The 22,579-nt window shown below is 69.5% G+C and carries 24 protein-coding genes; 14 read left to right on the forward strand and 10 right to left on the reverse strand.

The genetic code is table 11. The annotated features are described in order from the left end of the window. The first annotated feature begins 157 nt into the window (after nucleotides 1–157). The 3 genes from ACFWX1_RS36775 (at nucleotide 158) to ACFWX1_RS36785 (ending at nucleotide 2,402) form a co-directional block, all read left to right on the forward strand. A complete protein-coding gene (locus ACFWX1_RS36775) occupies nucleotides 158–352 on the forward strand; it encodes a DUF3046 domain-containing protein (protein ID WP_378394424.1) in 195 nt (64 codons plus the stop codon). Nucleotides 353–587: 235 nt separating this feature from the next. Beyond that, nucleotides 588–1,634: a recombinase RecA gene (recA, locus tag ACFWX1_RS36780; RefSeq protein WP_378326474.1), complete on the forward strand. Its 1,047-nt coding sequence runs from the start codon at nucleotides 588–590 to the stop codon at nucleotides 1,632–1,634. Between the two features lie 240 nt (nucleotides 1,635–1,874). Continuing rightward, complete coding sequence (locus ACFWX1_RS36785; protein ID WP_378394448.1) at nucleotides 1,875–2,402, forward strand: regulatory protein RecX; 528 nt, start codon at nucleotides 1,875–1,877, stop codon at nucleotides 2,400–2,402. Between the two features lie 472 nt (nucleotides 2,403–2,874). Here the strand turns inward: ACFWX1_RS36785 and eda are convergent, their stop codons facing one another. Both eda and edd read right to left on the reverse strand, forming a co-directional pair. Continuing rightward, nucleotides 2,875–3,501, reverse strand: coding sequence for a bifunctional 4-hydroxy-2-oxoglutarate aldolase/2-dehydro-3-deoxy-phosphogluconate aldolase (gene eda, locus ACFWX1_RS36790; protein ID WP_378394425.1), 627 nt, complete (start codon nucleotides 3,499–3,501; stop codon nucleotides 2,875–2,877). A gap of 85 nt (nucleotides 3,502–3,586) precedes the next feature. Next, nucleotides 3,587–5,467, reverse strand: a complete 1,881-nt coding sequence (gene edd / locus ACFWX1_RS36795) for a phosphogluconate dehydratase (protein ID WP_378394426.1) — start codon at nucleotides 5,465–5,467, stop codon at nucleotides 3,587–3,589. Nucleotides 5,468–5,724: 257 nt separating this feature from the next. Between edd and ACFWX1_RS36800 the strand changes: the two genes are divergently transcribed. From ACFWX1_RS36800 to ACFWX1_RS36820, 5 genes are read left to right on the forward strand one after another with little or no spacing between them, the layout of a single operon-like run. Next, nucleotides 5,725–6,012: a hypothetical protein gene (locus ACFWX1_RS36800; protein ID WP_378394427.1), complete on the forward strand. Its 288-nt coding sequence runs from the start codon at nucleotides 5,725–5,727 to the stop codon at nucleotides 6,010–6,012. Then, on the forward strand, nucleotides 6,009–6,827 hold the full coding sequence (locus ACFWX1_RS36805) for a hypothetical protein (protein ID WP_378394428.1): 819 nt from the start codon (nucleotides 6,009–6,011) through the stop codon (nucleotides 6,825–6,827). The genes ACFWX1_RS36800 and ACFWX1_RS36805 overlap by 4 nt, the downstream gene beginning before the upstream one ends. Nucleotides 6,828–6,885: 58 nt before the next feature. Further along, nucleotides 6,886–8,802, forward strand: coding sequence for a fumarate reductase/succinate dehydrogenase flavoprotein subunit (locus tag ACFWX1_RS36810; RefSeq protein ID WP_378394429.1), 1,917 nt, complete (start codon nucleotides 6,886–6,888; stop codon nucleotides 8,800–8,802). Next, nucleotides 8,799–9,551, forward strand: a complete 753-nt coding sequence (locus ACFWX1_RS36815) for a succinate dehydrogenase/fumarate reductase iron-sulfur subunit (protein ID WP_378394430.1) — start codon at nucleotides 8,799–8,801, stop codon at nucleotides 9,549–9,551. Before ACFWX1_RS36810 ends, ACFWX1_RS36815 begins: the two co-directional genes overlap by 4 nt. A 54-nt stretch (nucleotides 9,552–9,605) precedes the next feature. Then, a complete protein-coding gene (locus ACFWX1_RS36820) occupies nucleotides 9,606–10,301 on the forward strand; it encodes a YoaK family protein (protein WP_378394431.1) in 696 nt (231 codons plus the stop codon). Between the two features lie 4 nt (nucleotides 10,302–10,305). Here ACFWX1_RS36820 and ACFWX1_RS36825 read toward each other — a convergent pair whose 3' ends face one another. Continuing rightward, nucleotides 10,306–10,770, reverse strand: coding sequence for a MarR family winged helix-turn-helix transcriptional regulator (locus ACFWX1_RS36825; RefSeq protein ID WP_378394432.1), 465 nt, complete (start codon nucleotides 10,768–10,770; stop codon nucleotides 10,306–10,308). Between the two features lie 40 nt (nucleotides 10,771–10,810). Between ACFWX1_RS36825 and ACFWX1_RS36830 the strand changes: the two genes are divergently transcribed. After that, the gene (locus tag ACFWX1_RS36830; RefSeq protein WP_378394433.1) at nucleotides 10,811–11,707 is read left to right on the forward strand and encodes an alpha/beta hydrolase; all 897 of its coding nucleotides are present in this window, start codon (nucleotides 10,811–10,813) and stop codon (nucleotides 11,705–11,707) included. On the opposite strand, the gene ACFWX1_RS36835 is transcribed toward ACFWX1_RS36830, so the two are convergent. From ACFWX1_RS36835 to ACFWX1_RS36855, 5 genes are all read right to left on the reverse strand, one after another. Continuing rightward, nucleotides 11,704–12,438, reverse strand: coding sequence for a class I SAM-dependent methyltransferase (locus tag ACFWX1_RS36835; protein ID WP_378394434.1), 735 nt, complete (start codon nucleotides 12,436–12,438; stop codon nucleotides 11,704–11,706). The genes ACFWX1_RS36830 and ACFWX1_RS36835 overlap by 4 nt on opposite strands. Nucleotides 12,439–12,591: 153 nt before the next feature. Next, nucleotides 12,592–13,461: an amino acid ABC transporter permease gene (locus ACFWX1_RS36840; RefSeq protein ID WP_378394435.1), complete on the reverse strand. Its 870-nt coding sequence runs from the start codon at nucleotides 13,459–13,461 to the stop codon at nucleotides 12,592–12,594. Between the two features lie 76 nt (nucleotides 13,462–13,537). Next, nucleotides 13,538–14,185, reverse strand: a complete 648-nt coding sequence (locus ACFWX1_RS36845; RefSeq protein ID WP_378394436.1) for an amino acid ABC transporter permease — start codon at nucleotides 14,183–14,185, stop codon at nucleotides 13,538–13,540. 94 nt (nucleotides 14,186–14,279) lie between these two features. Beyond that, the gene (locus tag ACFWX1_RS36850) at nucleotides 14,280–15,188 is read right to left on the reverse strand and encodes a transporter substrate-binding domain-containing protein (protein WP_378394438.1); all 909 of its coding nucleotides are present in this window, start codon (nucleotides 15,186–15,188) and stop codon (nucleotides 14,280–14,282) included. Between the two features lie 55 nt (nucleotides 15,189–15,243). Continuing rightward, nucleotides 15,244–15,972 (reverse strand): amino acid ABC transporter ATP-binding protein, encoded by a 729-nt coding sequence (locus tag ACFWX1_RS36855; protein ID WP_378394449.1) that lies wholly within the window; start codon nucleotides 15,970–15,972, stop codon nucleotides 15,244–15,246. A 422-nt stretch (nucleotides 15,973–16,394) separates the two neighbouring features. On the opposite strand from ACFWX1_RS36855, the gene ACFWX1_RS36860 reads away from it, so the two are divergent. The 3 genes from ACFWX1_RS36860 to ACFWX1_RS36870 all read left to right on the forward strand — a co-directional run bounded on the left by ACFWX1_RS36860 (nucleotide 16,395) and on the right by ACFWX1_RS36870 (nucleotide 18,697). After that, nucleotides 16,395–17,057, forward strand: coding sequence for a response regulator transcription factor (locus tag ACFWX1_RS36860; RefSeq protein WP_378394439.1), 663 nt, complete (start codon nucleotides 16,395–16,397; stop codon nucleotides 17,055–17,057). Nucleotides 17,058–17,061: 4 nt separating this feature from the next. Next, the gene (locus ACFWX1_RS36865; protein ID WP_378394440.1) at nucleotides 17,062–18,450 is read left to right on the forward strand and encodes a sensor histidine kinase; all 1,389 of its coding nucleotides are present in this window, start codon (nucleotides 17,062–17,064) and stop codon (nucleotides 18,448–18,450) included. Nucleotides 18,451–18,520: 70 nt separating this feature from the next. Then, nucleotides 18,521–18,697: a hypothetical protein gene (locus ACFWX1_RS36870; RefSeq protein WP_378394441.1), complete on the forward strand. Its 177-nt coding sequence runs from the start codon at nucleotides 18,521–18,523 to the stop codon at nucleotides 18,695–18,697. Between the two features lie 395 nt (nucleotides 18,698–19,092). Here the strand turns inward: ACFWX1_RS36870 and ACFWX1_RS36875 are convergent, their stop codons facing one another. Beyond that, entirely contained in the window at nucleotides 19,093–20,007 is a 915-nt protein-coding gene (locus ACFWX1_RS36875; protein ID WP_378394450.1) for a TAXI family TRAP transporter solute-binding subunit, read from the reverse strand. A gap of 150 nt (nucleotides 20,008–20,157) precedes the next feature. Between ACFWX1_RS36875 and miaB the strand changes: the two genes are divergently transcribed. Both miaB and ACFWX1_RS36885 read left to right on the forward strand, forming a co-directional pair. After that, nucleotides 20,158–21,639 (forward strand): tRNA (N6-isopentenyl adenosine(37)-C2)-methylthiotransferase MiaB, encoded by a 1,482-nt coding sequence (gene miaB, locus ACFWX1_RS36880; protein ID WP_378394442.1) that lies wholly within the window; start codon nucleotides 20,158–20,160, stop codon nucleotides 21,637–21,639. Further along, nucleotides 21,639–22,118: a hypothetical protein gene (locus ACFWX1_RS36885; RefSeq protein WP_378394443.1), complete on the forward strand. Its 480-nt coding sequence runs from the start codon at nucleotides 21,639–21,641 to the stop codon at nucleotides 22,116–22,118. Before miaB ends, ACFWX1_RS36885 begins: the two co-directional genes overlap by 1 nt. A gap of 1 nt (nucleotide 22,119) precedes the next feature. Here the strand turns inward: ACFWX1_RS36885 and ACFWX1_RS36890 are convergent, their stop codons facing one another. Next, on the reverse strand, nucleotides 22,120–22,455 hold the full coding sequence (locus ACFWX1_RS36890) for a hypothetical protein (RefSeq protein ID WP_378394444.1): 336 nt from the start codon (nucleotides 22,453–22,455) through the stop codon (nucleotides 22,120–22,122). Nucleotides 22,456–22,579: the final 124 nt, after the last annotated feature.

Raw genomic sequence — 22,579 nt, forward strand, 5'->3', positions numbered from 1 at the left:
CATGCCGTGAAGGACACCTTCACAGCGCTCAACGCCGTGAAGGAGGCCTTCACCGCGCTGGGAAGCGCCCACCAGCAAAGCCGCACCCCGCACCTACCGAGAAAATCTCGTTGGGGCGCTCCGGGGAGGTACCGGGGCTGCGCCTAGGATCGAGCCGATGCGTATCACGGTTTTCCGGCGGCTGATGGCCGAGGAGTTCGGGTCGGGCCGCGCCGAGATCCTGTCCAAGGACCACGTGTTCAGCGGGCTCGGCGGCCGGACCGTCGAACAGGCGCTGGCCGCGGGGACCCCGGCCAAGGAGATCTGGCGGGAGGTCTGCGCGGCCTTCGACGTCCCGCCCGAGCGGCGCTGAGACGGGACTGACCTGCGGCTATCCGGCCCGGCGCCCCGAAGCGGGCGAAAAATCCCAGCCGAAGGGTGTGTCGCTGCCGACCTCGAACACGTGTTCGTCTAGGGTGTTGTCCACAACGGGGCCAGCGATCCACAGATCGGGCGCCGCGCCGGGAATTGTCGGTCCCCGCTCGTAGTGTCGGACCCGACAGCAGAACCGAACAGCCCCACAGGCTCCAACCAGCGAGGTGGACTTCATGGCACCAGCAGCACCCGACAAGGACAAGGCGCTCGAGCTTGCCCTTGCGCAGATCGACAAGCAGTACGGCAAGGGCTCCGTCATGCGCCTCGGCGAGGACACCCGTCCGCCCATCGCCGTGATCCCCACCGGTGCGATCGCCCTCGACGTCGCCCTCGGCATCGGCGGGCTGCCCCGCGGCCGGGTCATCGAGATCTACGGCCCGGAATCCTCCGGTAAGACCACCGTCGCCCTGCACGCGGTGGCGAACGCCCAGCGCAACGGCGGTATCGCGGCGTTCATCGACGCCGAGCACGCGCTCGACCCGGAGTACGCCAAGGCACTCGGCGTGGACACCGACGCGCTGCTCGTCTCCCAGCCGGACACCGGTGAGCAGGCGCTCGAGATCGCGGACATGCTGATCCGCTCCGGCGCGCTGGACATCCTGGTCATCGACTCCGTGGCCGCGCTCGTGCCCCGCGCCGAGATCGAAGGCGAGATGGGCGATTCGCACGTCGGCCTCCAGGCCCGGCTGATGAGCCAGGCGCTGCGGAAGATCACCGGTGCGCTCTCCAACTCCGGCACCACCGCGATCTTCATCAACCAGCTCCGCGAGAAGGTCGGCGTCATGTTCGGCTCCCCGGAGACCACCACCGGTGGTAAGGCGCTGAAGTTCTACGCCTCGGTCCGGCTCGACGTCCGCCGCATCGAGACCCTCAAGGACGGCGGCGAGGCCGTCGGTAACCGCACCCGCGTCAAGGTCGTCAAGAACAAGGTCGCCCCGCCCTTCAAGCAGGCCGAGTTCGACATCCTCTACGGCGTCGGCGTCTCCCGCGAAGGCTCGCTCATCGACATGGGCGTCGACCAGGGCATCGTACGCAAGTCCGGCGCCTGGTACACCTACGAGGGCGACCAGCTCGGCCAGGGCAAGGAGAACGCCCGCCGGTTCCTGCGGGAGAACCCGGACATCGCCAACGAGATCGAGAAGCGGATCAAGGAGAAGCTCGGCATCGGCCCGCAGCTCGACGCCGAAGCCGAAGCGGTGCCTGCGCCAGTGGACTTCTGAGGTTCGGGGATGAGGCGAGGTGTGCTCGCGGAGAGCGCTCGGGGTGGGCGGACCCTGCTCGCGGCGAGCGCTCGCCGGGTCCCCTCGCTGTGTCCTTTGGGGGTCGAACCCCCAAACCCCTGCCAGGAGGCAAGCCCCCTGGACCCCCGGCGGTGGTTGCGTTGACGAGCCGAGTCACCCTGCCTCAGGGCTGAGTTTGGCGTTGTGAGAGGAACGAGTTTCGTGGGTCGGGTGTCCAAAGTGGATCCGATGGAGCTGGCGCCTGAGGAGCGGCGGAAGAAGGCCAAGGAGATCTGTTTCGATCTCCTGGCCGCCCGTCCCCGGACCCAGGAGGAACTCCGGCAGGCGCTGAAGCGCAAGGGGTTCGACGAGGAGACCAGCGAGACCCTGCTCGGCAAGCTCGATCGGGCGGGGCTGGTCAACGACGCCGAATTCGCCGAATCATGGGTGAAGAACCGGCACGCGAACCAGGGCCTCTCCCGCACCGCGTTGGTGGCAGAGCTCCGGCGCAAGGGCGTCGACGGCGAGATCGCCGCGCAGGCGGCGGAGGGAGTCGACAGGGAAAGCGAGGAGGAACGCGCCAGGGAACTGGTCCGCAAACGGCTCGGCTCGCTGGGCAACGTCGACGAGCAGACCGCGATCCGCAGGCTCCTCGGGTTCCTCGCCCGCAAGGGATACCCGCAGGGGCTGGCCTACACGGTGATCCGGGACGAACTCCGCGAGTACGGCGCGGAGACGAGCATGCTCGACGACGCCGTCCCGGACTGACCGGCCACTCCGATAGGCCAGGGCAGCTGATCCGGGAACAGGTTTCGCGTACCCGGCAGGTCGGTTGTTCGAGCCAGGACACAGCGGATCGCCGCGACGGGCGCGCGGCGCGGCGAGTCGTTATGTCTCGGATGCTCCCTTGCGGACGTTAACCCTGGCTCCACCGGTCGGCGGCGGTGTCCTGAACGTGCCGTTGGAGACGGTGAACGTCTCGTACGCTCCGTTCGCGACACTGATCGTCGCGCGGAGCCCCCACGTCACCACGAGCCCTTGAACAACACGCACCCCAGAGGGCCGCACGTTCCCGCAACGCCCCGAACGGTCCGTTCGGGGCGCTCTGTGCCGTGAAGGACTCCTTCACGGCGCTGAACGTCGTGAAGGAGGCCTTCACAGCATTGGGATGCCTCGAAGTCGGTGACTCGCACGCGATAGCGTCCTTCGACGCTTATGCCCCGCGGCGACGCCCACCTGGCTAGCGGGCGAGTGTGGCTGCCTCGGCGGCGAGCCGCTCCACCGTCGCGAAATCCTTGTCCGCCAAGGACTTTTTCGGGGTGAGCCACGAGCCGCCGATGCAGCCGACGTTCGGCAGCGCCAGATAGTCCGGCGCGGTCGCGACGGTGATGCCGCCGGTCGGGCAGAACCGCAGTCCGGGCAGCGGGCCGGCGATCGACTTCAGGTACGCGACACCGCCGCTGGCCTCCGCGGGGAAGAACTTCAGCGCGGTCAGCCCGCGTTCGGCCAGCCGCATCGCCTCGGACACCGTGCTCGCCCCGGGCAGGAACGGCAGCCCGGTCGCGAAGGCGGCCTCCAGCACCGCGTCGGTGGTGCCCGGGGTGACGAGGAATTTCGCGCCCGCGTCGGCGGCTTCCTTCGCCTGCGCCGGCGAAGTGACCGTGCCCGCGCCGATGACGATCTCCGGCACCTCGGCCGCGACACGTTCGATCGCGGCGAGCGCCACCGGGGTGCGCAGGGTCAGCTCGATCACCCCGATCCCGCCCGCCAGCAACGCCCGCGCGGTGGGCACGGCGTCCGAGACGTCGTCGATCACCACGACGGGCATCACGGGGGACAGGTCGAGCAGGTCCGCACCGGTGGTCACGTGACCAACCTCCACTTTCGCGTTCTCGGGCGCGTCCAGGACAGGGACGCGCCGCCTATCTTGCCTCGTCGCCGATCCCGGGACGCTACGACGGGACACCGGCGGGGGACGGCATGCCGAAGTGCTCCGGGGTGAGCGGCCCGAACACACTCGCGCCCTGGTCGGCGGGGCCGACGGCGCGGCGCAGCGCGCCGAACAGCTCCCGGCCGGTGCCCACCCACGACGCCTCCGACGGCGGCGCGTCGACCAGGTCCCGTGCCGCGAACTCGTCCTCGGCCACCAGCACGTCCAGCGTTCCCGCACGGGCGTCGAGCCGGACGACGTCGCCGTCGGCGATGCGGGCGATCGGCCCGCCCGCCGCCGCTTCCGGCGTCACCTGGATCGCCGCCGGGATTTTCCCCGACGCTCCCGACATCCGCCCGTCGGTGAGCAGCGCGACCTGGTACCCGCGATCCATCAGTACCCCGAGCGCGGGAGTGAGCCCGTGCAGTTCCGGCATCCCGTTCGCCCGCGGTCCCTGCTGCCGGATCACGACGACGACGTCGCGATCCAGTTCGCCCGCTTCGAACGCGGTCTTTAACGCCGCCTGGTCGGTGAACACCCGCGCCGGGGCCTGGACGATCCGGTGCTCGGGCGCCACCGCGGACACCTTGATCACCGCCCGCCCGAGATTGCCCTCGACCATCCGCAGCCCGCCGTCGGCGGCGAAGGGACGCCAGGCCGGGCGCAGCACCTCCTCGTCGAGACTGCGCGTCGGCACGTCGCGCCACACCAGTTCGCCGTCGGAAAGGATCGGCTCCTGCCGGTAGCGGTGCAGCCCGAACCCGGCGACGGTGTGCACGTCTTCGTGCAGCAGCCCGGCGTCGAGCAGCGTGCCGACGAGGAACTGGATCCCGCCGGCGGCGTGGAAGTGGTTGATGTCCGCGCTGCCGTTCGGATACACCCGCGCCAGCAGCGGGACCACCGCGGACAGGTCGGCGAAGTCGTCCCAGGTGAGCTGGATCCCCGCGGCCGCGGCCACCGAGACCAGGTGCAGGGTGTGGTTGGTCGAACCGCCGGTGGCCAGCAGCGCGATCAGGCCATTGACGAACGCCTTTTCGTCCAGCACCCGGGAAATCGGCGTGTACGACGCACCGCGCGACAAGGCGACGACGCGGCGTCCGGCCTCTTCGGTAAGCGCTTGCCGGAGCGGCGTGTTCGGCTGCACGAAGCTCGCACCGGGCAGGTGCAGGCCCATCACCTCGACGACCATCTGGTTCGAGTTCGCGGTGCCGTAGAAGGTGCAGGTACCCGCCGAGTGGTACGACGCGGCTTCGGCGTCGAGCAGATCTTCACGCGTCGCGCGGCCTTCGGCGTAGAGCTGGCGTACGCGGGCCTTTTCCTTGTTGGGCAGCCCGGAGTTCATCGGCCCGGCGGGCACGAGCACCGCCGGGAGATGGCCGAACGCCAGCGCGCCCGCCAGCAGGCCCGGCACGATCTTGTCGCACACGCCGAGCAGCAGCGCCGCGTCGAACATGTCGTGCGAGAGCGCGATCGCCGTCGCCATCGCGATCACCTCGCGGCTGAACAGCGACAGCTCCATCCCGGCGCGGCCCTGGGTGATCCCGTCGCACATCGCGGGCACGCCGCCGGCGAACTGGGCGACGCCGCCCGCGCGCCGCACCGACTTCTTCAGCCAGGCCGGGTAGTCCTGCAGCGGCTGGTGCGCCGAGAGCAGGTCGTTGTAGGAGGACACGATCGCCACGCCGGGCGCCCGCGCCGCGCGCAATGCCTCCTTGTCGACACCGTCCATCGCGGCGAAGCCGTGCGCGAGGTTGCTGCACGCGAGGCCGCGGCGCACCGGCCCCTCCTGGTGGGCAGCGGCCATCCGGTCGAGATAGGCGGAGCGGGTCGCCGCGCTGCGCCCGGCGATGCGCCGGGTGACTTCGGCGACGGTGTCGTTGAGGGGACGGCGGGGAGAGCTCATGTCCGGCTCCGGATCACTGGTGGTGGACGTGGTCCGCGGGACGGCAGCGCTGGCGCCTCTGGGTCGTGACAGTGGCCACAGTACCCCGGGAGGAACGCCGGATCAAAATCGATACAGAAGAACGCCAGGCGTGACCCCGATCACGTCCTGTTTGGCTAGTGTGCTACTTGTCACACTGCACAACACGCGGCAGAGTCGGGTGATGGCGAGTTGATCGCCTCCGGCTCTGTCGGCCCACCGAACCCGGGAGGCTACCGATGTCCACCACAGAGCTCGCCGAACTCCGGCGAACGATCGGTCAGTTGCGGCAGTGCGTCGGCGCGCTGCGCTCCCGTTACGGCGACGCTTCGGCGGTCCGCCGCCTGGCCAACGACGTCGAACGGCTCGACATCGACAGCGCGGACCTCGACGGCGCCCAGGTTCCCGTGCCCGCACAGGCGAAACCCGTCGAACGCGTCCCCGTTCCCGATACGCCCTACGATCCGGCGCTGTGGCACGGCGCCGACGACGAAGGCGTCGGTGGCTACAAGCGCGACCAGCGGTGAGCGCCCCCGCCCGTGACGGCGTCGGTGTCCGCTCGTCCTCGCGCGCCTCGATCGCCGACAGGACGCTGCGCACCGACCGGTGGTGGCTCTCGCCCCTGCTCACCGTGCTGGGGCTGGCCACCTTCATCGTCTACGCGACGGTCCGCGCGTTCGTGCGCACGGCGTACTGGGTGCCGGAGTACCACTACCTGACGCCCTTCTACTCGCCGTGCGTCTCGACGTCGTGCGTGGAGGGGTCGAGCCATTTCGGCCACTGGTTCGGGGAACTGCCGGGCTGGATCCCGCTCGGCTTCCTCGTACTGCCGTTCCTGCTCGGCTTCCGGCTCACCTGCTACTACTACCGCAAGGCCTACTACCGCTCGGTGTGGTTCTCCCCGCCCGCCTGCGCGGTGGCGGAGCCGCACGCCAAATACACCGGCGAGACGCGGCTGCCGCTGATCATCCAGAACGTGCACCGCTACTTCTTCTACGTCGCGGTGATCGTCTCGCTGGTCAACACCTACGACGCGATCACGGCCTTCCACGGGAAGACCGGCGGGTTCGGTTTCGGTCTCGGCAACATCATCCTGCTCGGCAACGTGATCCTGCTGTGGGCGTACACGCTGTCCTGCCATTCGTGCAGACACGTCACCGGCGGGCGGCTGAAGCACTTCTCCCGGCATCCGGTCCGGTACTGGATCTGGACCCAGGTGACGAAGCTGAACACGCGCCACATGACGCTCGCGTGGACGACGCTCGGCACGCTCGTGCTGACCGACTTCTACGTGATGCTCGTGGCGAGCGGCGCGATCGCCGACCTGCGTTTCGTCAACTGACGCGGAAGAATCCCCAGACAAGACAACGGCGTCCAGTCCCCCGAGGTGGCTCACTTACATGACCGAGGTCGAACGGCACAGCTACGACGTGGTGGTGATCGGTGCCGGTGGCGCCGGTCTGCGCGCGGTGATCGAAGCGCGGGAGCGGGGTTTCAGCGTCGCGGTGGTGTGCAAATCCCTGTTCGGCAAGGCGCACACCGTGATGGCCGAGGGCGGCTGCGCGGCGTCGATGGGCAACGCGAACCCCAACGACAACTGGCAGGTCCACTTCCGCGACACCATGCGTGGCGGGAAGTTCCTCAACAACTGGCGGATGGCCGAGCTGCACGCCAAGGAGGCACCGGACCGGGTCTGGGAGCTGGAGACCTACGGCGCGCTGTTCGACCGCACCGCGGACGGGCGGATCAGCCAGCGCAACTTCGGCGGGCACACCTACCCGCGGCTCGCGCACGTCGGCGACCGCACCGGGCTCGAGCTGATCCGCACGATGCAGCAGAAGATCGTTTCGCTGCAACAGGAGGATTTCAAGGAGCACGGCGACTACGAGGCGCGGATCAAGGTCTTCGCCGAATGCACCGTCACCGAACTGCTGACCGACGACGGCAGGATCGCCGGGGCGTTCGGCTACTGGCGCGAGAGCGGCCGGTTCATCCTGTTCGAGGCGCCGGCGGTGGTGCTCGCGACCGGCGGGATCGGCAAGTCCTTCAAGGTGACGTCGAATTCCTGGGAGTACACCGGCGACGGGCACGCGCTGGCGCTGCGCGCGGGCGCGAAGCTGATCAACATGGAGTTCGTCCAGTTCCACCCCACCGGGATGGTCTGGCCGCCGAGCGTGAAGGGCATCCTCGTCACCGAGGGCGTGCGCGGCGACGGCGGCGTGCTCAAGAACTCCGAGGGCAAGCGGTTCATGTTCGAGTACGTGCCCGAGGTGTTCAAGGGCCAGTACGCGGACAGCGAGGAGGAAGCCGACCGCTGGTACACCGACGCGGACAACAACCGCCGCACCCCGGACCTGCTGCCCCGCGACGAGGTCGCCCGCGCGATCAACTCCGAGGTCAAGGCGGACCGCGGTTCCCCGCACGGCGGCGTGTTCCTCGACATCGCGAGCAGGCTGCCCGCCGAGGAGATCCGCAAGCGGCTGCCGTCGATGTACCACCAGTTCAAGGAACTCGCCGACGTCGACATCACCAAGGAGGCGATGGAGGTCGGGCCGACCTGCCACTACGTGATGGGCGGGATCGAGGTCGACCCGGACACCGCGGCGGCGAGCGTGCCGGGGCTTTTCGCGGCGGGCGAATGCTCGGGCGGGATGCACGGTTCGAACCGGCTCGGCGGCAACTCGCTGTCGGATCTGCTGGTGTTCGGGCGCCGGGCCGGACTCGGCGCCGCGTCCTATGTGGACGGGCTGGCCGCGCGGCCAGCGGTGAAACAGTCCGATGTGGACGAAGCGGCGAAGACGGCGCTGGCCCCGTTCGACCCGCCCGCCGAAGGGCAGATGGAGAACCCGTACAGCCTGCACACCGAGCTGCAGCAGTCGATGAACGACCTGGTCGGGATCATCCGCAAGGCGGGGGAGATCGAGCAGGCGCTGGCCAAGCTCGCCGAGATCCGCCAGCGCATCGGCCGGGTCACCGTCGAGGGGCACCGGCAGTTCAACCCCGGCTGGCATCTGGCCGTCGACCTGCGGAACATGCTGCTGGTCAGCGAATGCGTCGCGCGGGCCGCGCTGTTGCGCACCGAAAGCCGCGGCGGCCACACCCGCGACGACCATCCGGGTATGGATCCGCAGTGGCGCAACAAGCTCCTGGTCTGTTCCGCGGTGCCGGGGGAGAATCCGGTGGTGCCCGACGTCGAGGTCGTCGTGCAGCCGCAGCTGCCGTTGCGCCAGGACCTGCTGGAACTGTTCGAGTTCGGCGAGCTCGGGAAGTACTACACCGACGAGGAACTCCAAGAGCACCCCGGGAGGCAGGCGTGAGCTACAAGGCGAGCTTCCGGGTCTGGCGTGGCGACGCGGACGGTGGGGAACTGCAGGACTTCACCGTGGAGGTGAACGAGGGCGAGGTCGTCCTCGACATCATCCACCGCCTGCAGGCCACCCAGGCCTCCGACCTCGCGGTGCGCTGGAACTGCAAGGCGGGCAAATGCGGTTCGTGCTCGGCGGAGATCAACGGCAAACCGCGGCTGCTGTGCATGACGCGGATGTCGACGTTCACCGAGGACGAGGTGATCACGGTGACGCCGATGCGGACGTTCCCGGTGATCCGGGACCTGGTGACCGACGTGTCGTTCAACTACACCAAGGCCCGCGAGATCCCGTCGTTCACGCCGCCCGCCGACCTGAAGCCGGGGGAGTACCGGATGAAGCAGGTCGACGTCGAGCGTTCGCAGGAGTTCCGCAAGTGCATCGAGTGCTTCCTCTGCCAGAACACCTGCCACGTGGTGCGGGATCATGAGGAGAACAAGGAGGCCTTCGCCGGGCCCCGGTACCTGATGCGGATCGCGGAGCTGGAGATGCATCCGCTCGACGTCGCCGACCGGCGGGACGCGGCGCAGGAGGAGCACGGGCTCGGTTACTGCAACATCACCAAGTGCTGCAGTGACGTGTGCCCGGAAGGCATCCACATCACCGACAACGCGCTCATCCCGATGAAGGAACGCGTGGCCGACCGCAAATACGATCCGATCGTGTGGCTGGGCAACAAGCTCTTCCGCCGGGACAAGTGAACGGTGCACACCGCCCGGCGGGAGATCGGCGCCGGATGATGTTGTACTGCACGGGTGCCAGGAACGAACCCCGCCGAAGCCGAAGAGCCCGCCGAGCCCCGTGACCTCGTCGTCCTGCTGCTGGCCCTGACCGTGGTGAGCGGCGTCGTCGACGCGGTCAGTTTTCTCGGCCTCGGTGACGTCTTCGTCGCGAACATGACCGGGAACCTCGTGTTCTTCGGCTTCGCCGCGGCCGGGCAGATCGGCCATTCGATCCTGCCCTCGCTCACGGCGATCGCGGCGTTCCTCGTCGGCGCGTTCACCGGCGGACGGCTTTCGCGGCGGGCACACGGCCGGGTGCTGCTGCGGCGGGCCACGATGCTCCAGGCCGTCCCGGTGACGCTGGCCGTGGTGGTCTCGGCGATCTTCGGCAACTCCGGCCGTCCCGTCGCCGAGGTACTCATCGTGCTGCTCGGGTTCGCGATGGGACTGCAGAACGCGGCGGCACGGGAGATCGGGCTGGCCGATCTGCAGACGACGGTGTTCACCCGGACCGTCACCGCGCTCGCCGCCGACGCGAAACCGGCCGGTGGCAAGGGATCCCGGCCCGGCCGGAAGCTGACGGTCATCGGCGCCATCCTGCTCGGCGCCTTCGCCGGCGGACTGCTCCAGCTGCACGTCGCGACCTGGGCCGCGCTCACCCTCGCGCTGGCGCTGATCGTGACGGTCTCCGTCGTCCTGCGCCTTCGCGGGGACGACGACGCGGCGTAGGGAGTCAGCCTGTCGGCATACCGATCCGGTCGCGTTCCAGCGCGGCACGCAGTCGCGAGAACACCTCTGCCACGGCCGGGCCCGGGACGTCCCCGAGCAGTTCGGTCAGCCGCGCGGTGAAGGTGCGCTCCGCCGCGTCGGTCAGCTTCGCGCCCTCGCCGGTCAGTGCGAGCAGCGAGGACCGGCGGTCCGCCGGATTCGGCTGCCGGGCGGCCCACCCCTGCTTCTCCAGTCGGTCGATCCCCTTGCTGGTCGCGCCGATCCCGACGGCGAACTCGCCCGCCACGTCGGCCACCCGGCAGCCCGGGTGGTCACGGAGGTAACGCAGGAACTCGAACTGCGAGGTGACGATCCCGTGCCGGGCGCGAAGGCGGTCGTTGAGGTCGTTGTAGAGCCGCGTTTCGCAGCGCACGAGGTCGGCGAAGAAACCGGGGAGGCCGGTGCGCTCGTCGCCGGATTTAGATGCCATGGCATATACTGTACCGGAATATACTTCGGGAGGAGCGGGAATGAGCAGGGAACAGCGGGCGAAGATCGACGCGATGCTGCGGCAGCCCCGGCCGGAAGGTCCGCGCTCGGTGGAGGAGATCCGCGCCGGGTTTCGGGCGCTGATGGCGGGGATGGCCGTCCCGGAGGGGATCCGGGTCACCGCCACGACGCTCGGCGACCGGCCCGCGGTGCGCGTCGAACCGCCCGCCGAGGGCGCGGCCGGGACCATCCTGTACTTCCACGGCGGCGGTTTCGTGTACGGCTCGCCCGACACGGCGATGTCGCTGACGGGGAGCCTGGTGGTCCGGTCCGGGTACACGGCGTTCTCGGTGGACTACCGGCTGGCGCCCGAGCATCCGTTCCCGGCCGCGGTCGACGACTGCCTGAACGCCTACCGCGCCCTGCTCGACGGCGGCGTGGATCCCGCGGCCATCGCGTTCGCCGGTGACTCCGCCGGGGGCGGCCTGTGCGTCTCCACCTGCCTCGCCGCGCGGGACGCCGGGCTGCCCCTGCCCGCCGCGATCGTGGCGTTCTCCCCGGGCCTGGACCAGACCAGGACCGGCGAGAGCATGGAAACCAAGGCGGACGCCGACCCGTTGCTCACCAGGGAAGGCATGGCGCACACCGGGGCGATGTACCTCGCGGGCCAGGACCCGCGCCATCCTTTGCTCAGCCCGGCGGTGTTCGCCGACCTCACCGGCTTCCCGCCCCTGCTACTGCAGGTGGGGACGAACGAGATGATCCTGGACGACTCCACGCGCCTGGCCGCGCGCGCCCGCGAGGCTGGGGTGGACGTGATCCTCGACGTCGTCGCCGACGTGCCTCACGTGTTCCAGTCCTTCACCGGTGTGCTGGACGAGGCGGACCAGGCGCTGGATCGCGCGGCCTTCTTTCTCGGCCAGCACCTCCGGTTCTAGCCCCGGACCCCGCGGTAGACGGCGAAGGTCGGCATTTCCCGCACTGTCCGCCAGAACTGTTCGCCGCGCTCGGCCGCGGCGGCGGGCGGCACCGTCACGGGCTGTCGCCGCAGGCCGGTCAGCCCCGCCCGGCCGAGCGCGGCTTCGACCACACCGGGCGGCCAGAAGAAGGATTCGAACTCGAACGGCGGATCGGTGTCGACGTGCACGGTGGTCCGGGTCCGGCCGTTCGACTCGCCGTGGGCGACGACGTGCAGGCCGTACCGCGCGTACTCCGCGAGGGTTTCCCAGTCTGCTTCGGGGTTGGGGAACAGCACCACGAGTGTCCCGTCGGGACGCAGGTTCGCGGTCATCCTGGCGAGCATGGTGTCGAGCTCCGCTTCGCTCGCCGCGTAGCCGAGCAGCCAGACCGAGGTGACGATGTCGAACGCGCCGATCACCGGCAGCGCCAGCGCGTCGTGCACTTCGTACGAGATCCCGAACGGGTCCCGCTCTTCCAGACGCTGCGCGTGCGCGATCATCTCCCGCGACGCGTCGACCCCGACCACGCGGCTCGCCCCCGACCGGCGGAACAACCGGGGATAGAACCCCGTCCCACAGCCGATGTCGAGCATCGACTTCCCGGCGGGATCGGGCACCGCGGCGAGCACGGTGGCCGTTTCGGCGAGTCCGATCGGGATGCGTTTGACTTCTTCGTAACGCGCGTTGAGGACGTCGTACTGGTCCGGCATCCGGCCGCTCCTCCCGCGTGGGATCCGGCTCCGACGCTAGCGATCCGGTCCGCGCGGCGACAGGTGCGAGTGGCGGATCGGCCCGTCCGGGCAGTGGGAAAAACACTGATGCCCCGCTGCCGGAGGCAACGGGGCACCAGGAGAGCGCGAGGGTCAGACGGTACCCGCGTCATTGGTGAGGACGACCTGCTCGGCCTTGTTGTCCGTCTCGATGTGCTTCTTGCTGCGCCGGTTGCGCCGCTCCAGGTACGTGGCGAGCGCGGTCAGCAGCAGGCACATCGCGACGTAGATGACGGTCGCGACGATCGTCGCCGGCACGATCGGGCGGCCGAACTCGCCCTGCGTGCCGATATAGCGCGCGTAGTACAGCAGTTCCTGGAACGTGATGATGAAGCCCAGCGCGGTGTCCTTGAGCAGCACCACCAGCTGGCTGATGATTGTCGGCAGCATCGCGCGCAGCGCCTGCGGCAGCAGGACGGTGAACATCACCTGGGTCTTGCGCATGCCCAGCGCGTACGCGGCTTCGCTCTGTCCCTTCGGGAGCGACTGGATGCCCGCGCGGAACACCTCGGCGAGCACGGATCCGTTGTACAGCGTCAGGCCGAGCACGACACCGAGGAACGGCGTCATCGGCACGCCGAGCACCGGAAGCCCGTAGTAGAACAGGAACATCAGGATCAGCGCCGGGATCGCGCGGAAGAACTCGACCACGAAGGTACAGATCCCGCGGATCCAGGCGTGGTCGGACAGCCGCCCGGCGGCGAACACCGCGCCGAACACGATCGCGAGCACAGCGGCCAGCGCGAACGCCTTCAGCGTCCAGCCAACGGCGGTGAGCAGATCCTCCTGGACCTTCGTGTACTCCAGCCACTCCCACTTGCGGCCGTCGAACTGGCCGGTGTCGGCGAACCGGTACACCACGAACCCGATCAGCGCCACGATCACCAGAACGCCGATGACGGTGTAGAGCCGGTGCCGTGTCCTGGCCTTCGGCCCGGGGACGTCGAACAGAACGTTACTCATGCGATCGCCTCGCTCCGCGAGACAGTGTTGGATTCCTTTTGGCGCATGATTTCCATGATTCGCTCGCAAGCTTCGCTCATCGCGCCACGCTCCAGCGCTTCTCCAGGCTCCGCTGGATCAGGGACAGGACGGCGACCAGGATGATGAACCCGAGCGCGATCCACAGCAGACCGACCAACTGGTTCTCACCCCGCTCGGAGAGGTACTGCCGGATCGCGCCGGCTTCGGCGACCGAGAAACCGGCCGCGATGGTGGTGTTCTTCAACAACGCGATCAGGGTGCTGATCAGCGGCGGCACCACCGAGCGCAGCGCCTGCGGCAGGATCACCGTGCCCAGGATCTGGCCGAACGTCAGCCCCAGCGCGCGTCCCGCCTCGGCCTGGCCGACCGGGACGGTGTTGATGCCCGAGCGCACGACCTCGCAGATGAACGCCGAGGTGTACAGCGTCAGCGCCACCACCGCGGCGGTGAAGAAGCTCAGCTTGACGATTTCCAGCAGGGGATAGGCGAAGACGAAGAACGCGAACACGAGCGTCAGCGGCGTGTTGCGGACCACCGTGACGTAGGTGGTGCCCATACCCCGGAACACCGGCACCGGGCTGACCCGCAGCATGGCGAGGATCGTGCCCAGGATCAGGCTGCCGACCGCGGCCAGCGCGAACAGCTCGATGGTGGTGAGAAAGAAGGGACCGTAGAGATCCAGGTTGTCGAGCAGGACGTTCATGGAGCCTTCCCCGCTGCTGTGACCGACGGTTGTGGTGGGCGTTGGACGTGGTGCGGCCGGTGAACCGTGCGAGGTCCACCGGCCGCGAAAGAGATCAGTAACGTTCGATGGCGGGCGGGGTCGCGGCGGAGCCGGACTTGCCGAGGGTGGCGTCGTAGATCTTCTTCCAGGTGCCGTCGTCGATGGCCTTCTGGAGGATGTCGTCGATCTTGTCGCGCAGCGCCTTGTCGTCCTTGTTCAGGCCGATGCCGTAGGGCTCCTTCGAGAACGTCTTGCCGACGACCTTGAGCTTCTCCGGGTCCTGCGAGGCGAAGCCCTTGAGGATGGCGTCGTCGGTGGTGACCGCGTCGACCTCCTTGGACAGCAGCTTCTCCACGCACTGCGAGTACTTCTGGAACTCGACGATGCTGCCGCCGGGCTCGGTGAGCTTCTGGTCGCGGACCCGCTGGATCGGGGTGGACCCGGTGACCGAGCAGACCTTCTTGCCCTTCAACGTCTCCTGGCCGGTGATCGAGCTGTCGTCCTTGCGCACCAGCAGATCCTGGCCCGCCTGGTAGTACGGGCCCGCGAAGCCGACCTGCTGCTTGCGCTTGTCGCTGATCGTGTACGTGCCGACGTAGTAGTTGACGTCGCCGTTGGCGATCGCCTGCTCGCGCGCACCGGAGTCGACCGTCTTGAAGGTGATCTTCTCCGGGTCGACGCCGAGACCCGCGGAGACCAGCTTCGCGATCTCGATGTCGAAGCCGGCGAACTTGCCGGTGGTGGCGTCCTTGCTGCCGAGACCGGGCTGGTCGTCCTTGGCGCCGACGGTCAGCGCGCCCGCGGCCTTGATCTTCGCGAAGACCGGCGAACCGGCGACGTCGACGTTCTGCGCGACGGTGTAGGCCGGCAGCGCCGCGGCGGAGCCGCCCGGCGAGGCGGGCGTGCCTTCCTTGCCGCAGGCGGCCAGGGTGAGACCAAGACCGCCGACGAGCGCTACCGCCGTGAGGGCGCGGATCCTCATGTAACTCTCTCCTGTATCTCTGGTCGACACGGCACGAGCGCGCCGCGACAGGGTGCTAGTGGGTCAGGATCTTGCCGAGGAAGTCCTTCGCCCGGTCGCTCTTCGGCTTGGTGAAGAACTCTTCCGGGGTGGTGTCCTCGACGATCTCGCCGTCCGCCATGAAGAGCACGCGGTTCGCGGCGCGGCGGGCGAAGCCCATTTCGTGGGTGACCACGAGCATGGTCATCCCGTCCTTGGCGAGCCCGGTCATCACGTCGAGCACCTCCTGGACCATTTCCGGGTCCAGCGCCGAGGTCGGCTCGTCGAACAGCATCACCTTGGGCCGCATCGCCAGCGCGCGGGCGATCGCCACCCGCTGCTGCTGACCGCCCGAAAGCTGCGCCGGGTACTTGTCCGCCTGGTTGGCGATGCCGACGCGGTCGAGCAGTTCCATTGCCGTCTTGCGTGCTTCGGCCTGGTTCGTCTTGCGGACCTTCACCGGCGCGAGCATGACGTTCTCGACGATCGTCTTGTGCGCGAACAGGTTGAACGACTGGAAGACCATGCCGACGTCGGCGCGCAGCGCCGCGAGGGCCTTGCCCTCCGCGGGCAGCGGCACGCCGTCCACGGCGATCTCGCCGGAGTTGATCGGCTCCAGCCGGTTGATGGCCCGGCACAGCGTCGACTTGCCCGACCCGGACGGCCCGAGCACGACGACGACCTGGCCGCGCGGAACCTCGAGATTGATCTCCCGGAGCACGTGCAGATCGCCGAAGTACTTGTTCACGGCGGCCGCCTTGATCATCGGCGTCGCCACCTCCGTGGTCATCTGGCCTCCAGAGTTAGTCCGTCGTCCCGGTAGTGCGGCATGGATCACCACGCGTTGGCGGAAACCTACCGCCGCCGGGCGCTTTGTAAAGACGGCTTGAGCAATACTTAGGGTTTCAAGTGCGTATCGATAGCCGCCGTTGCCCGAACTCGCGCTTCCACGTCCGACGCTGCTCAGCCTAGTCGGGGACAGGGGGGCGCGTTACCGGGGTCACAACCGGCTGGTCACTGGGCGTGACCGTGTGGGTGGCCCGCGCGGCCCCGGAACGGGGCACGTCCGGGTCTTGCGGGACACCCGCACCCGATCGGCGTGACGAGCGGCTGCGCGAGTGTAGGCCCGTCACGCCTCAGACTAGAGTTTCCGGCTACCACCGGGCGGAGTAGCAGGGAGGTCGGCGGGTGCGGGTGCTGCTCGTTGAGGACGACGACCGGGTCGCGGGCGCGCTCATGCCGGCGCTGACCCGGCGCGGGCTGGCGATCACGCGGCTCGCTTCCGGCGCGGGAGTACTCGATCGGGTGGCCGACGTCGACGTCGTCCTGCTCGACCTCGGGCTGCCCGACGTCGACGGCGTGGTGCTGTGCCGCCGGATCCGCGCCGTCAGCGACGTCGCGGTGATCGTGGTGTCCGCGCGCGGCGAGGTCGACGACCGGATCCAGGGCCTCCGCGCCGGCGCCGACGACTACCTGGTCAAGCCCTACGACGTCGAAGAGCTGCTCGCCCGTGTGGAGGCGGTCCGGCGCCGTCGCGGCGAGCCCGGCCCTGGCGGCGTCGTGGAGCTCGGCGACGTCAGCGTCGACCTCGCCCGGCACGAGGTGCTCGTGGCCGGGGAGCCGGTCGCCTTGTCCCGCAAGGAGTTCCAGGTGCTCGCGCTGGTGGTCGGGGCCCGCGGCGCGGTGTGCTCGCGCGAGCACGTGCTGACCGAGGTGTGGGGGCACCGCGGTCCCGCGGAGAGCCGCTCCCTCGACGTCCACGTCGCGACGCTGCGCACCAAGCTCGGCAGGCCCGCCCTGATCGAGACCGTCCGGGGCGTCGGCTACCGGCTCGGCGCGGGACGGGGCTGAGCGGATGCGGGTCCGGCTGCAGGGCATCGTGCTGACGCTCGTCGCGCTGCTCGTGTTCGGACTCGGCATCCCGCTGGCGCTGAGCAGCGCGGCCAGCGTGCAGCAGGAGTTGTTCCTCGACCGGCTGACCGACACCTCGCGGTTCGCCTCGCTCGCGCAGCGGCCGCTGCTGGAGAACCGGCCCAGCCAGCTCGAACCGCAGTTGCGGCGCTACACCGAGGTCTACGGCGTCCAGGTGCTGGTGTTCAACCAGGACGGTCAGTCCGTGGCCAGTTCGCTCGGCGGCCGCCCCGCCGATTCCGGCGCCGTTTCCGGTCCGGTCCACGACGCGCTCGCCGGGCGGCGGGCCGAGCTCGGCGACCTGCTGACCCCGTGGAAGGCCGCGCCGCTGGTGCTTTCCGAGCCGATCCTCATCGACGGGGAGGTACGCGGCGCCGTCGTCACGGTGTCGGCCACCGATCGCGCCCGCACCAAGGTCGTCTGGCTGTGGCTGCTGCTCGTCGCGGGCGGCGCGCTCGCGTTCGGCCTGGCCCTGCTGGTCGCGATCCCGGTCGTGCGGTGGATCCTGCGTCCGGTGCACCGGCTGGACGAGGCGACCGGCGAACTGGTCGCCGCTGTGGTCAGCGGCCGGGACGCTCCGCCGGTCGGGGAAAGCGGCGGCCCGCCGGAACTGCGGCAGCTCGGCCGCTCGTTCGACCGGATGGCCGCGAGTGTGTCGGAGGCGCTGGCCGCGCAACGCGCCTTCGTCGCCGACGCCTCGCATCAGCTGCGGAACCCGTTGACAGCGTTGAAGATCCGGCTCGGCAACCTCGACGGCCACGTGGACGACGAGCCGGCCGCCGCCGATCTGGAGGCCGCCGTCGTGGACGCCGGGCGGCTGCACCAGATCCTGGACGGGCTGCTGTCGATGGCCAGGGCGGAGGCCTCCGGCGGCGAGCTGGTCCCGGTAGTGGTCGACGAGGCCGTCGAGGACCGGGCCGCCGACTGGTCCGTGGTCGCCGCCGCCAGGGACGTCCGGCTCGAAACGGAGAGCACGGGCGAAGCGCTCCGCGTCCTCGTCCCGCCGCGCGGGGTCGAAGTCGTGCTCGACGCGCTGCTGGACAACGCGCTCAAGTTCACCGCGCCCGGCACCGAAGTCCGGGTTTCCGTGCGACGGGACGGAGAGCGCGTCACGCTCGCCGTCCGCGACCACGGACCCGGCCTGCGGCCCGACGAACTCGAACGGGCACTGGACCGGTTCTGGCGCAGCAGCGCCCACCAGAACGTCCCCGGATCGGGACTCGGGCTGGCGATCGTGAACGAGATCGTCGCGCTGTCGAACGGCGAGCTGAAGCTGGACCTGCCCGAGGGTGGCGGCCTGCGTGTCTCGATGACCTTCCCGATCGCTGCTTGACTGGGGGCACGTCGCCGATCCCGGCAACGCGGAGACCACGGGCGCGTTCACCCGGTTCGTGTGCGGGCACATGGTGCGCAACGCGACGATCGGGCGGCGGCTGGCGCGGCTGGCCGAAACCGCCGGGTTCGCGGTCCGCCCCGTGCTGCCTGTCGCCTCGGTGCTCCGAGATTTCCCCGCCGCGAGCATGCTTTTCCTCATGTCACTGGAAAGCCGGTACTCCGGTGAGGCGTCACCGGTGCCGTAAGCCGAGGGACGTCCTGGGCGCGTTGGATGCACTGCGGGACGCCCTTGTCGCACTGCTCGCCGGTGCCAGGATCTTGAGCAGTGATGCCTGAGATCCCGGTACCGTTCATAAAGGACGTAAGCTGGCCGGACCGCCCGATTGGTTGCCTTTGTCGGCATCTTCGAATCCGGCAACTTGCTTCCTGCCACCCACCGAGGAACTCAACGGGTGCGGCCAGGCGTGAGTGAGCCGCGTTCGTGCAGGTCGTGACGGGGTCGTTCGGGTACGGTGGTCTTACCAGCGCGGGAGTCCTTTGTGGACGCAGGCCGTGATCCGGCATCCGTTCGCCCCAAGCTCTTGGCATTGGCACTGAGCGCACCGAAGACGTCCTTTGGTTCAGCGGCGCGGGAAACCGGTCAGGGCTTGAGATCGCGGTAGTACCGCAGCGCGCCGGGATGCAGGGGCAGCGGCGCGGTCTCGATGCCGGGGTGCACGTCGATCGACAACGCGGCGGAGTTCGCTTCCGCCAGCTGCGACCGGGCGTCGAACAGGCTGCGGACGAGTGCCTTGGCGACGTCGCCGGACATCGACGAGGGCACCACCAGGAAGTTCGGCACCACCAGGGTGGTCACCGGGCCCTGCTGGTTGTAGGTGGTGGCCGGGATCGTCGCGGTGCCGTACACGGCGCTGCGTTCGTGCATCGGCGGCAGCAGGCCCGCGATGTCGAGCAGCCGGAGCCCGGCCGTCTGCGTCCGCCGGGCGATCGCCGGGGTCGGCAGGCCACCGGACCAGAAGAACGCGTCGATGTCGCCGCGCACGAGCGCGTCGAGGGAGGCGGTGAGGCCGAGCTGCCGGACGTTGTCGGTGCTCAGCCCGGCGACCTCGAGCAGCCGGTTGGCGATGTAGGCGACGCCGGATTCCGGCGAGCCGACCGCGATCCGGTGCCCGCGCAGGTCCGCCACCGACCGGATCGCCGAATCGGCGCGGACCACGACGTGCAGGTAGTCGTCGTGGATCCGGGCGAGGGTGCAGAGCCGGTCCGGGTTCTTCGCGGCCCGGTCCGCGGCGACGTCCGCGGCCGCGAACGCGACGTCGGCCTTGCCCGCCAGGAGCCGGTCGACGTTCTCCGGCGAACCGCCGGTCTGCTGGACCTCCGGCCGCTCGATGCCGAGGTCGCGCGCCCACGCCGTCGCCAGCGGCTGGGCCAGCTGGTCGTAGACGCCGCCGGTGTTGCCCGCGGCGATGCGCAGCCGGGGCAGCCCGTCGAAGTCCGGTCCGCAGCCGGTCAGCAGCGCGCAGCAGGCGAGCACGGCCGTCACCATCGCCGTCACCGTGCGCCTACGTCGCGTCGCCACCACAGGGTGGATCGTGCCAGACCAGTGTGGTGCGGGACACCCGCGCCCGGTCGGGGGAGTGGGCAGGGGGCTTCGCCAGGGTACGCCCACTCCCCCTCCAGCCCCCCGCGTACCCTCGACATCGAGATGAGCGCGCGTACTTACCAGATCCGTACCTTCGGCTGCCAGATGAACGTGCACGACTCGGAGCGGCTCGCCGGGCAGCTCGAAGAGGCCGGTTACGTGCCCGCGAGCGCCGACGGTGAGCCCGACCTGATCGTGTTCAACACCTGCGCGGTCCGGGAGAACGCGGACAACAAGCTCTACGGCACCCTCGGCCACCTCCGGCCGCGCAAGACGGCGAACCCGGACCTGCAGATCGCCGTCGGCGGCTGCCTCGCGCAGAAGGACCGCGGCGAGATCGTCGAACGCGCCCCGTGGGTGGACGTCGTGTTCGGCACGCACAACATCGGCTCGCTGCCGGCGTTGCTGGAGCGGGCCCGGCACAACGCCAAGGCCGAGGTCGAGATCGTCGAGGCGCTGGAGACCTTCCCCTCCACGCTGCCCGCGCGCCGCGATTCCGCCTACTCGGGCTGGGTGTCCGTTTCGGTGGGCTGCAACAACACCTGCACCTTCTGCATCGTCCCGGCGCTGCGGGGCAAGGAACGCGACCGCCGCCCCGGTGAGGTGCTCGCCGAGGTCGAGGCGCTCGTCGCCGAGGGCGTGCTGGAGGTGACGCTGCTCGGGCAGAACGTCAACTCCTACGGCGTCGAATTCGGGGACAGGCTGGCGTTCGGCAAGCTGCTGCGGGCCTGCGGCGGCGTCGAGGGGCTCGAGCGCGTGCGGTTCACCTCGCCGCATCCGGCCGCGTTCACCGACGACGTGATCGACGCGATGGCCGAGACCCCGAACGTCTGCCACCAGCTGCACATGCCGCTGCAGTCCGGCTCGGACCGGGTGCTGCGCGAGATGAAGCGCTCCTACCGGTCGGCGCGGTACCTGAAGATCCTGGAGCGGGTGCGCGAAGCGATGCCCGACGCCGCCATCACCACCGACATCATCGTCGGCTTCCCCGGCGAGACCGAAGAGGACTTCCAGGCCACTTTGGACGTCGTGCGCGAGTCGCGGTTCTCCAGCGCGTTCACCTTCCAGTACTCGAAGCGGCCGGGCACGCCCGCCGCGACGATGGCGGACCAGCTGCCGAAAGAGGTAGTGCAGGAGCGCTACGACCGCCTCGTCGAGCTGCAGAACGCGATCGCCTGGGAGGAGAACACCAAGCTGGTCGGCCGCACGGTCGAACTGCTGGTGGCACAGGGCGAGGGGCGCAAGGACGCCGAGACCCACCGGATGAGCGGGCGCGCCCGCGACGGCAGGCTGGTGCACTTCACGCCGGCGGGCCCCGCGGTCGACCGCGCGGTGCGGCCCGGCGACGTCGTGGAGACCGTGGTGACCTACGGCGCTCCGCATCACCTGGTCGCCGACGGTGACGTGCTCAGCCACCGGCGGACCAGGGCGGGGGACAACTCCGAGGCCGGGAAACGGCCGAAAACCACCGGCGTGACGCTGGGACTGCCGGGCTTCGGTGCCCCGGCGCCCCAGCCCGCCGCGGCGAGCGGATGTGCGTTGTGATGACCGAGCAGGACGGCGAATCGTCCGCCGAAATGAAGGAACTGGCCGCCGAGATCGATCAGGTCGGTGCGCGTGCGGCGCGGACGGTCGAGCTGGGCCGTCGCGGCTTCACCATCTCGTTGTTCGTGTTCGTGCTGCTGATCGGCCAGATCCTGCCGTGGGTCGGCGGGGTCGTCGGCTGGGAGGTGCTGGTCGGGCACGGCGGCGGTGTCCCGCAGCTGTTCGCCGCGACCTCGACCGCGTTCGGGGTGTTCGCCTCCGCGCTGACGCTGGCGACCCGGCGCTGGTGGCTGTCCTGGGTGTGTGCCGCGGGTGGCTGGTTCGCCTCGGTGGACGGGCTGCTGGCCATCTGGTCGCAGCAGTCCTCGCACGCCAGCGGCGCGACCGGTGGGGGACCGGGGATCGGCATGATCGTCGCCTGGATCGCGACGATCTGCCTTGCGGTGCAATGGATGCGTACCGCGTTCTCGCGTTCCTGAGCTAGATCACCACGAGCGCGAACACGCTGGAGTACGCGCTCGCGTAGATGGTCGTCTCGGGGTGGTAGACCCGCAGCGAGAGCGACGCGCTGACGTTGAAGCTCAGGCTCAGGCTGAAGCCGCCGTTGGGACGGCAGGACGACGTCGCGATGTCGATCCACGCTCCCGCGCTGACCTGCTGCTGAACGATCAGCGGCTCGTCGGTGGTGATGGCGTCCAGCCCGCCCGGTGCCTCGACGCCGAGCTTGCCGGTGAGCTTGACCTTTTCGCCCTTCTTGACCTTGCCCTTGTCGAGTTTGGCGTCGACCTTCACCTTGCCCTTCTTGGCCAGGTTCACCGAGGACGGGGCGGTCGCGGTGGTCGCCGCGGCGGCCGGGGGGGGGCGGGGGCGCGCCCCGCCCCCCCCCCCACCCAAAACACGCACAACGCCCCCCCCCCCGCCCGGACCAGGAGGCGTGAGA

The organism is Amycolatopsis sp. NPDC059021, from assembly GCF_042739895.1.
GTDB lineage: Bacteria > Actinomycetota > Actinomycetes > Mycobacteriales > Pseudonocardiaceae > Amycolatopsis.

Excerpts from the sequence above, each read along its gene's own strand:
- ACFWX1_RS36800 (WP_378394427.1), top strand. The coding sequence starts at position 5,725 with ATGTCCACCACAGAGCTCGCCGAACTCCGGCGAACGATCGGTCAGTTG.
- edd (WP_378394426.1), bottom strand. The coding sequence starts at position 5,467 with ATGAGCTCTCCCCGCCGTCCCCTCAACGACACCGTCGCCGAAGTCACC.
- ACFWX1_RS36810 (WP_378394429.1), top strand. The coding sequence starts at position 6,886 with ATGACCGAGGTCGAACGGCACAGCTACGACGTGGTGGTGATCGGTGCC.
- ACFWX1_RS36830 (WP_378394433.1), top strand. The coding sequence starts at position 10,811 with ATGAGCAGGGAACAGCGGGCGAAGATCGACGCGATGCTGCGGCAGCCC.
- ACFWX1_RS36835 (WP_378394434.1), bottom strand. The coding sequence starts at position 12,438 with ATGCCGGACCAGTACGACGTCCTCAACGCGCGTTACGAAGAAGTCAAA.
- ACFWX1_RS36865 (WP_378394440.1), top strand. The coding sequence starts at position 17,062 with ATGCGGGTCCGGCTGCAGGGCATCGTGCTGACGCTCGTCGCGCTGCTC.
- ACFWX1_RS36840 (WP_378394435.1), bottom strand. The coding sequence starts at position 13,461 with ATGAGTAACGTTCTGTTCGACGTCCCCGGGCCGAAGGCCAGGACACGG.
- ACFWX1_RS36845 (WP_378394436.1), bottom strand. The coding sequence starts at position 14,185 with ATGAACGTCCTGCTCGACAACCTGGATCTCTACGGTCCCTTCTTTCTC.
- ACFWX1_RS36855 (WP_378394449.1), bottom strand. The coding sequence starts at position 15,972 with ATGATCAAGGCGGCCGCCGTGAACAAGTACTTCGGCGATCTGCACGTG.
- ACFWX1_RS36850 (WP_378394438.1), bottom strand. The coding sequence starts at position 15,188 with ATGAGGATCCGCGCCCTCACGGCGGTAGCGCTCGTCGGCGGTCTTGGT.
- ACFWX1_RS36775 (WP_378394424.1), top strand. The coding sequence starts at position 158 with ATGCGTATCACGGTTTTCCGGCGGCTGATGGCCGAGGAGTTCGGGTCG.
- recA (WP_378326474.1), top strand. The coding sequence starts at position 588 with ATGGCACCAGCAGCACCCGACAAGGACAAGGCGCTCGAGCTTGCCCTT.
- ACFWX1_RS36870 (WP_378394441.1), top strand. The coding sequence starts at position 18,521 with ATGGTGCGCAACGCGACGATCGGGCGGCGGCTGGCGCGGCTGGCCGAA.
- ACFWX1_RS36825 (WP_378394432.1), bottom strand. The coding sequence starts at position 10,770 with ATGGCATCTAAATCCGGCGACGAGCGCACCGGCCTCCCCGGTTTCTTC.
- miaB (WP_378394442.1), top strand. The coding sequence starts at position 20,158 with ATGAGCGCGCGTACTTACCAGATCCGTACCTTCGGCTGCCAGATGAAC.
- ACFWX1_RS36885 (WP_378394443.1), top strand. The coding sequence starts at position 21,639 with ATGACCGAGCAGGACGGCGAATCGTCCGCCGAAATGAAGGAACTGGCC.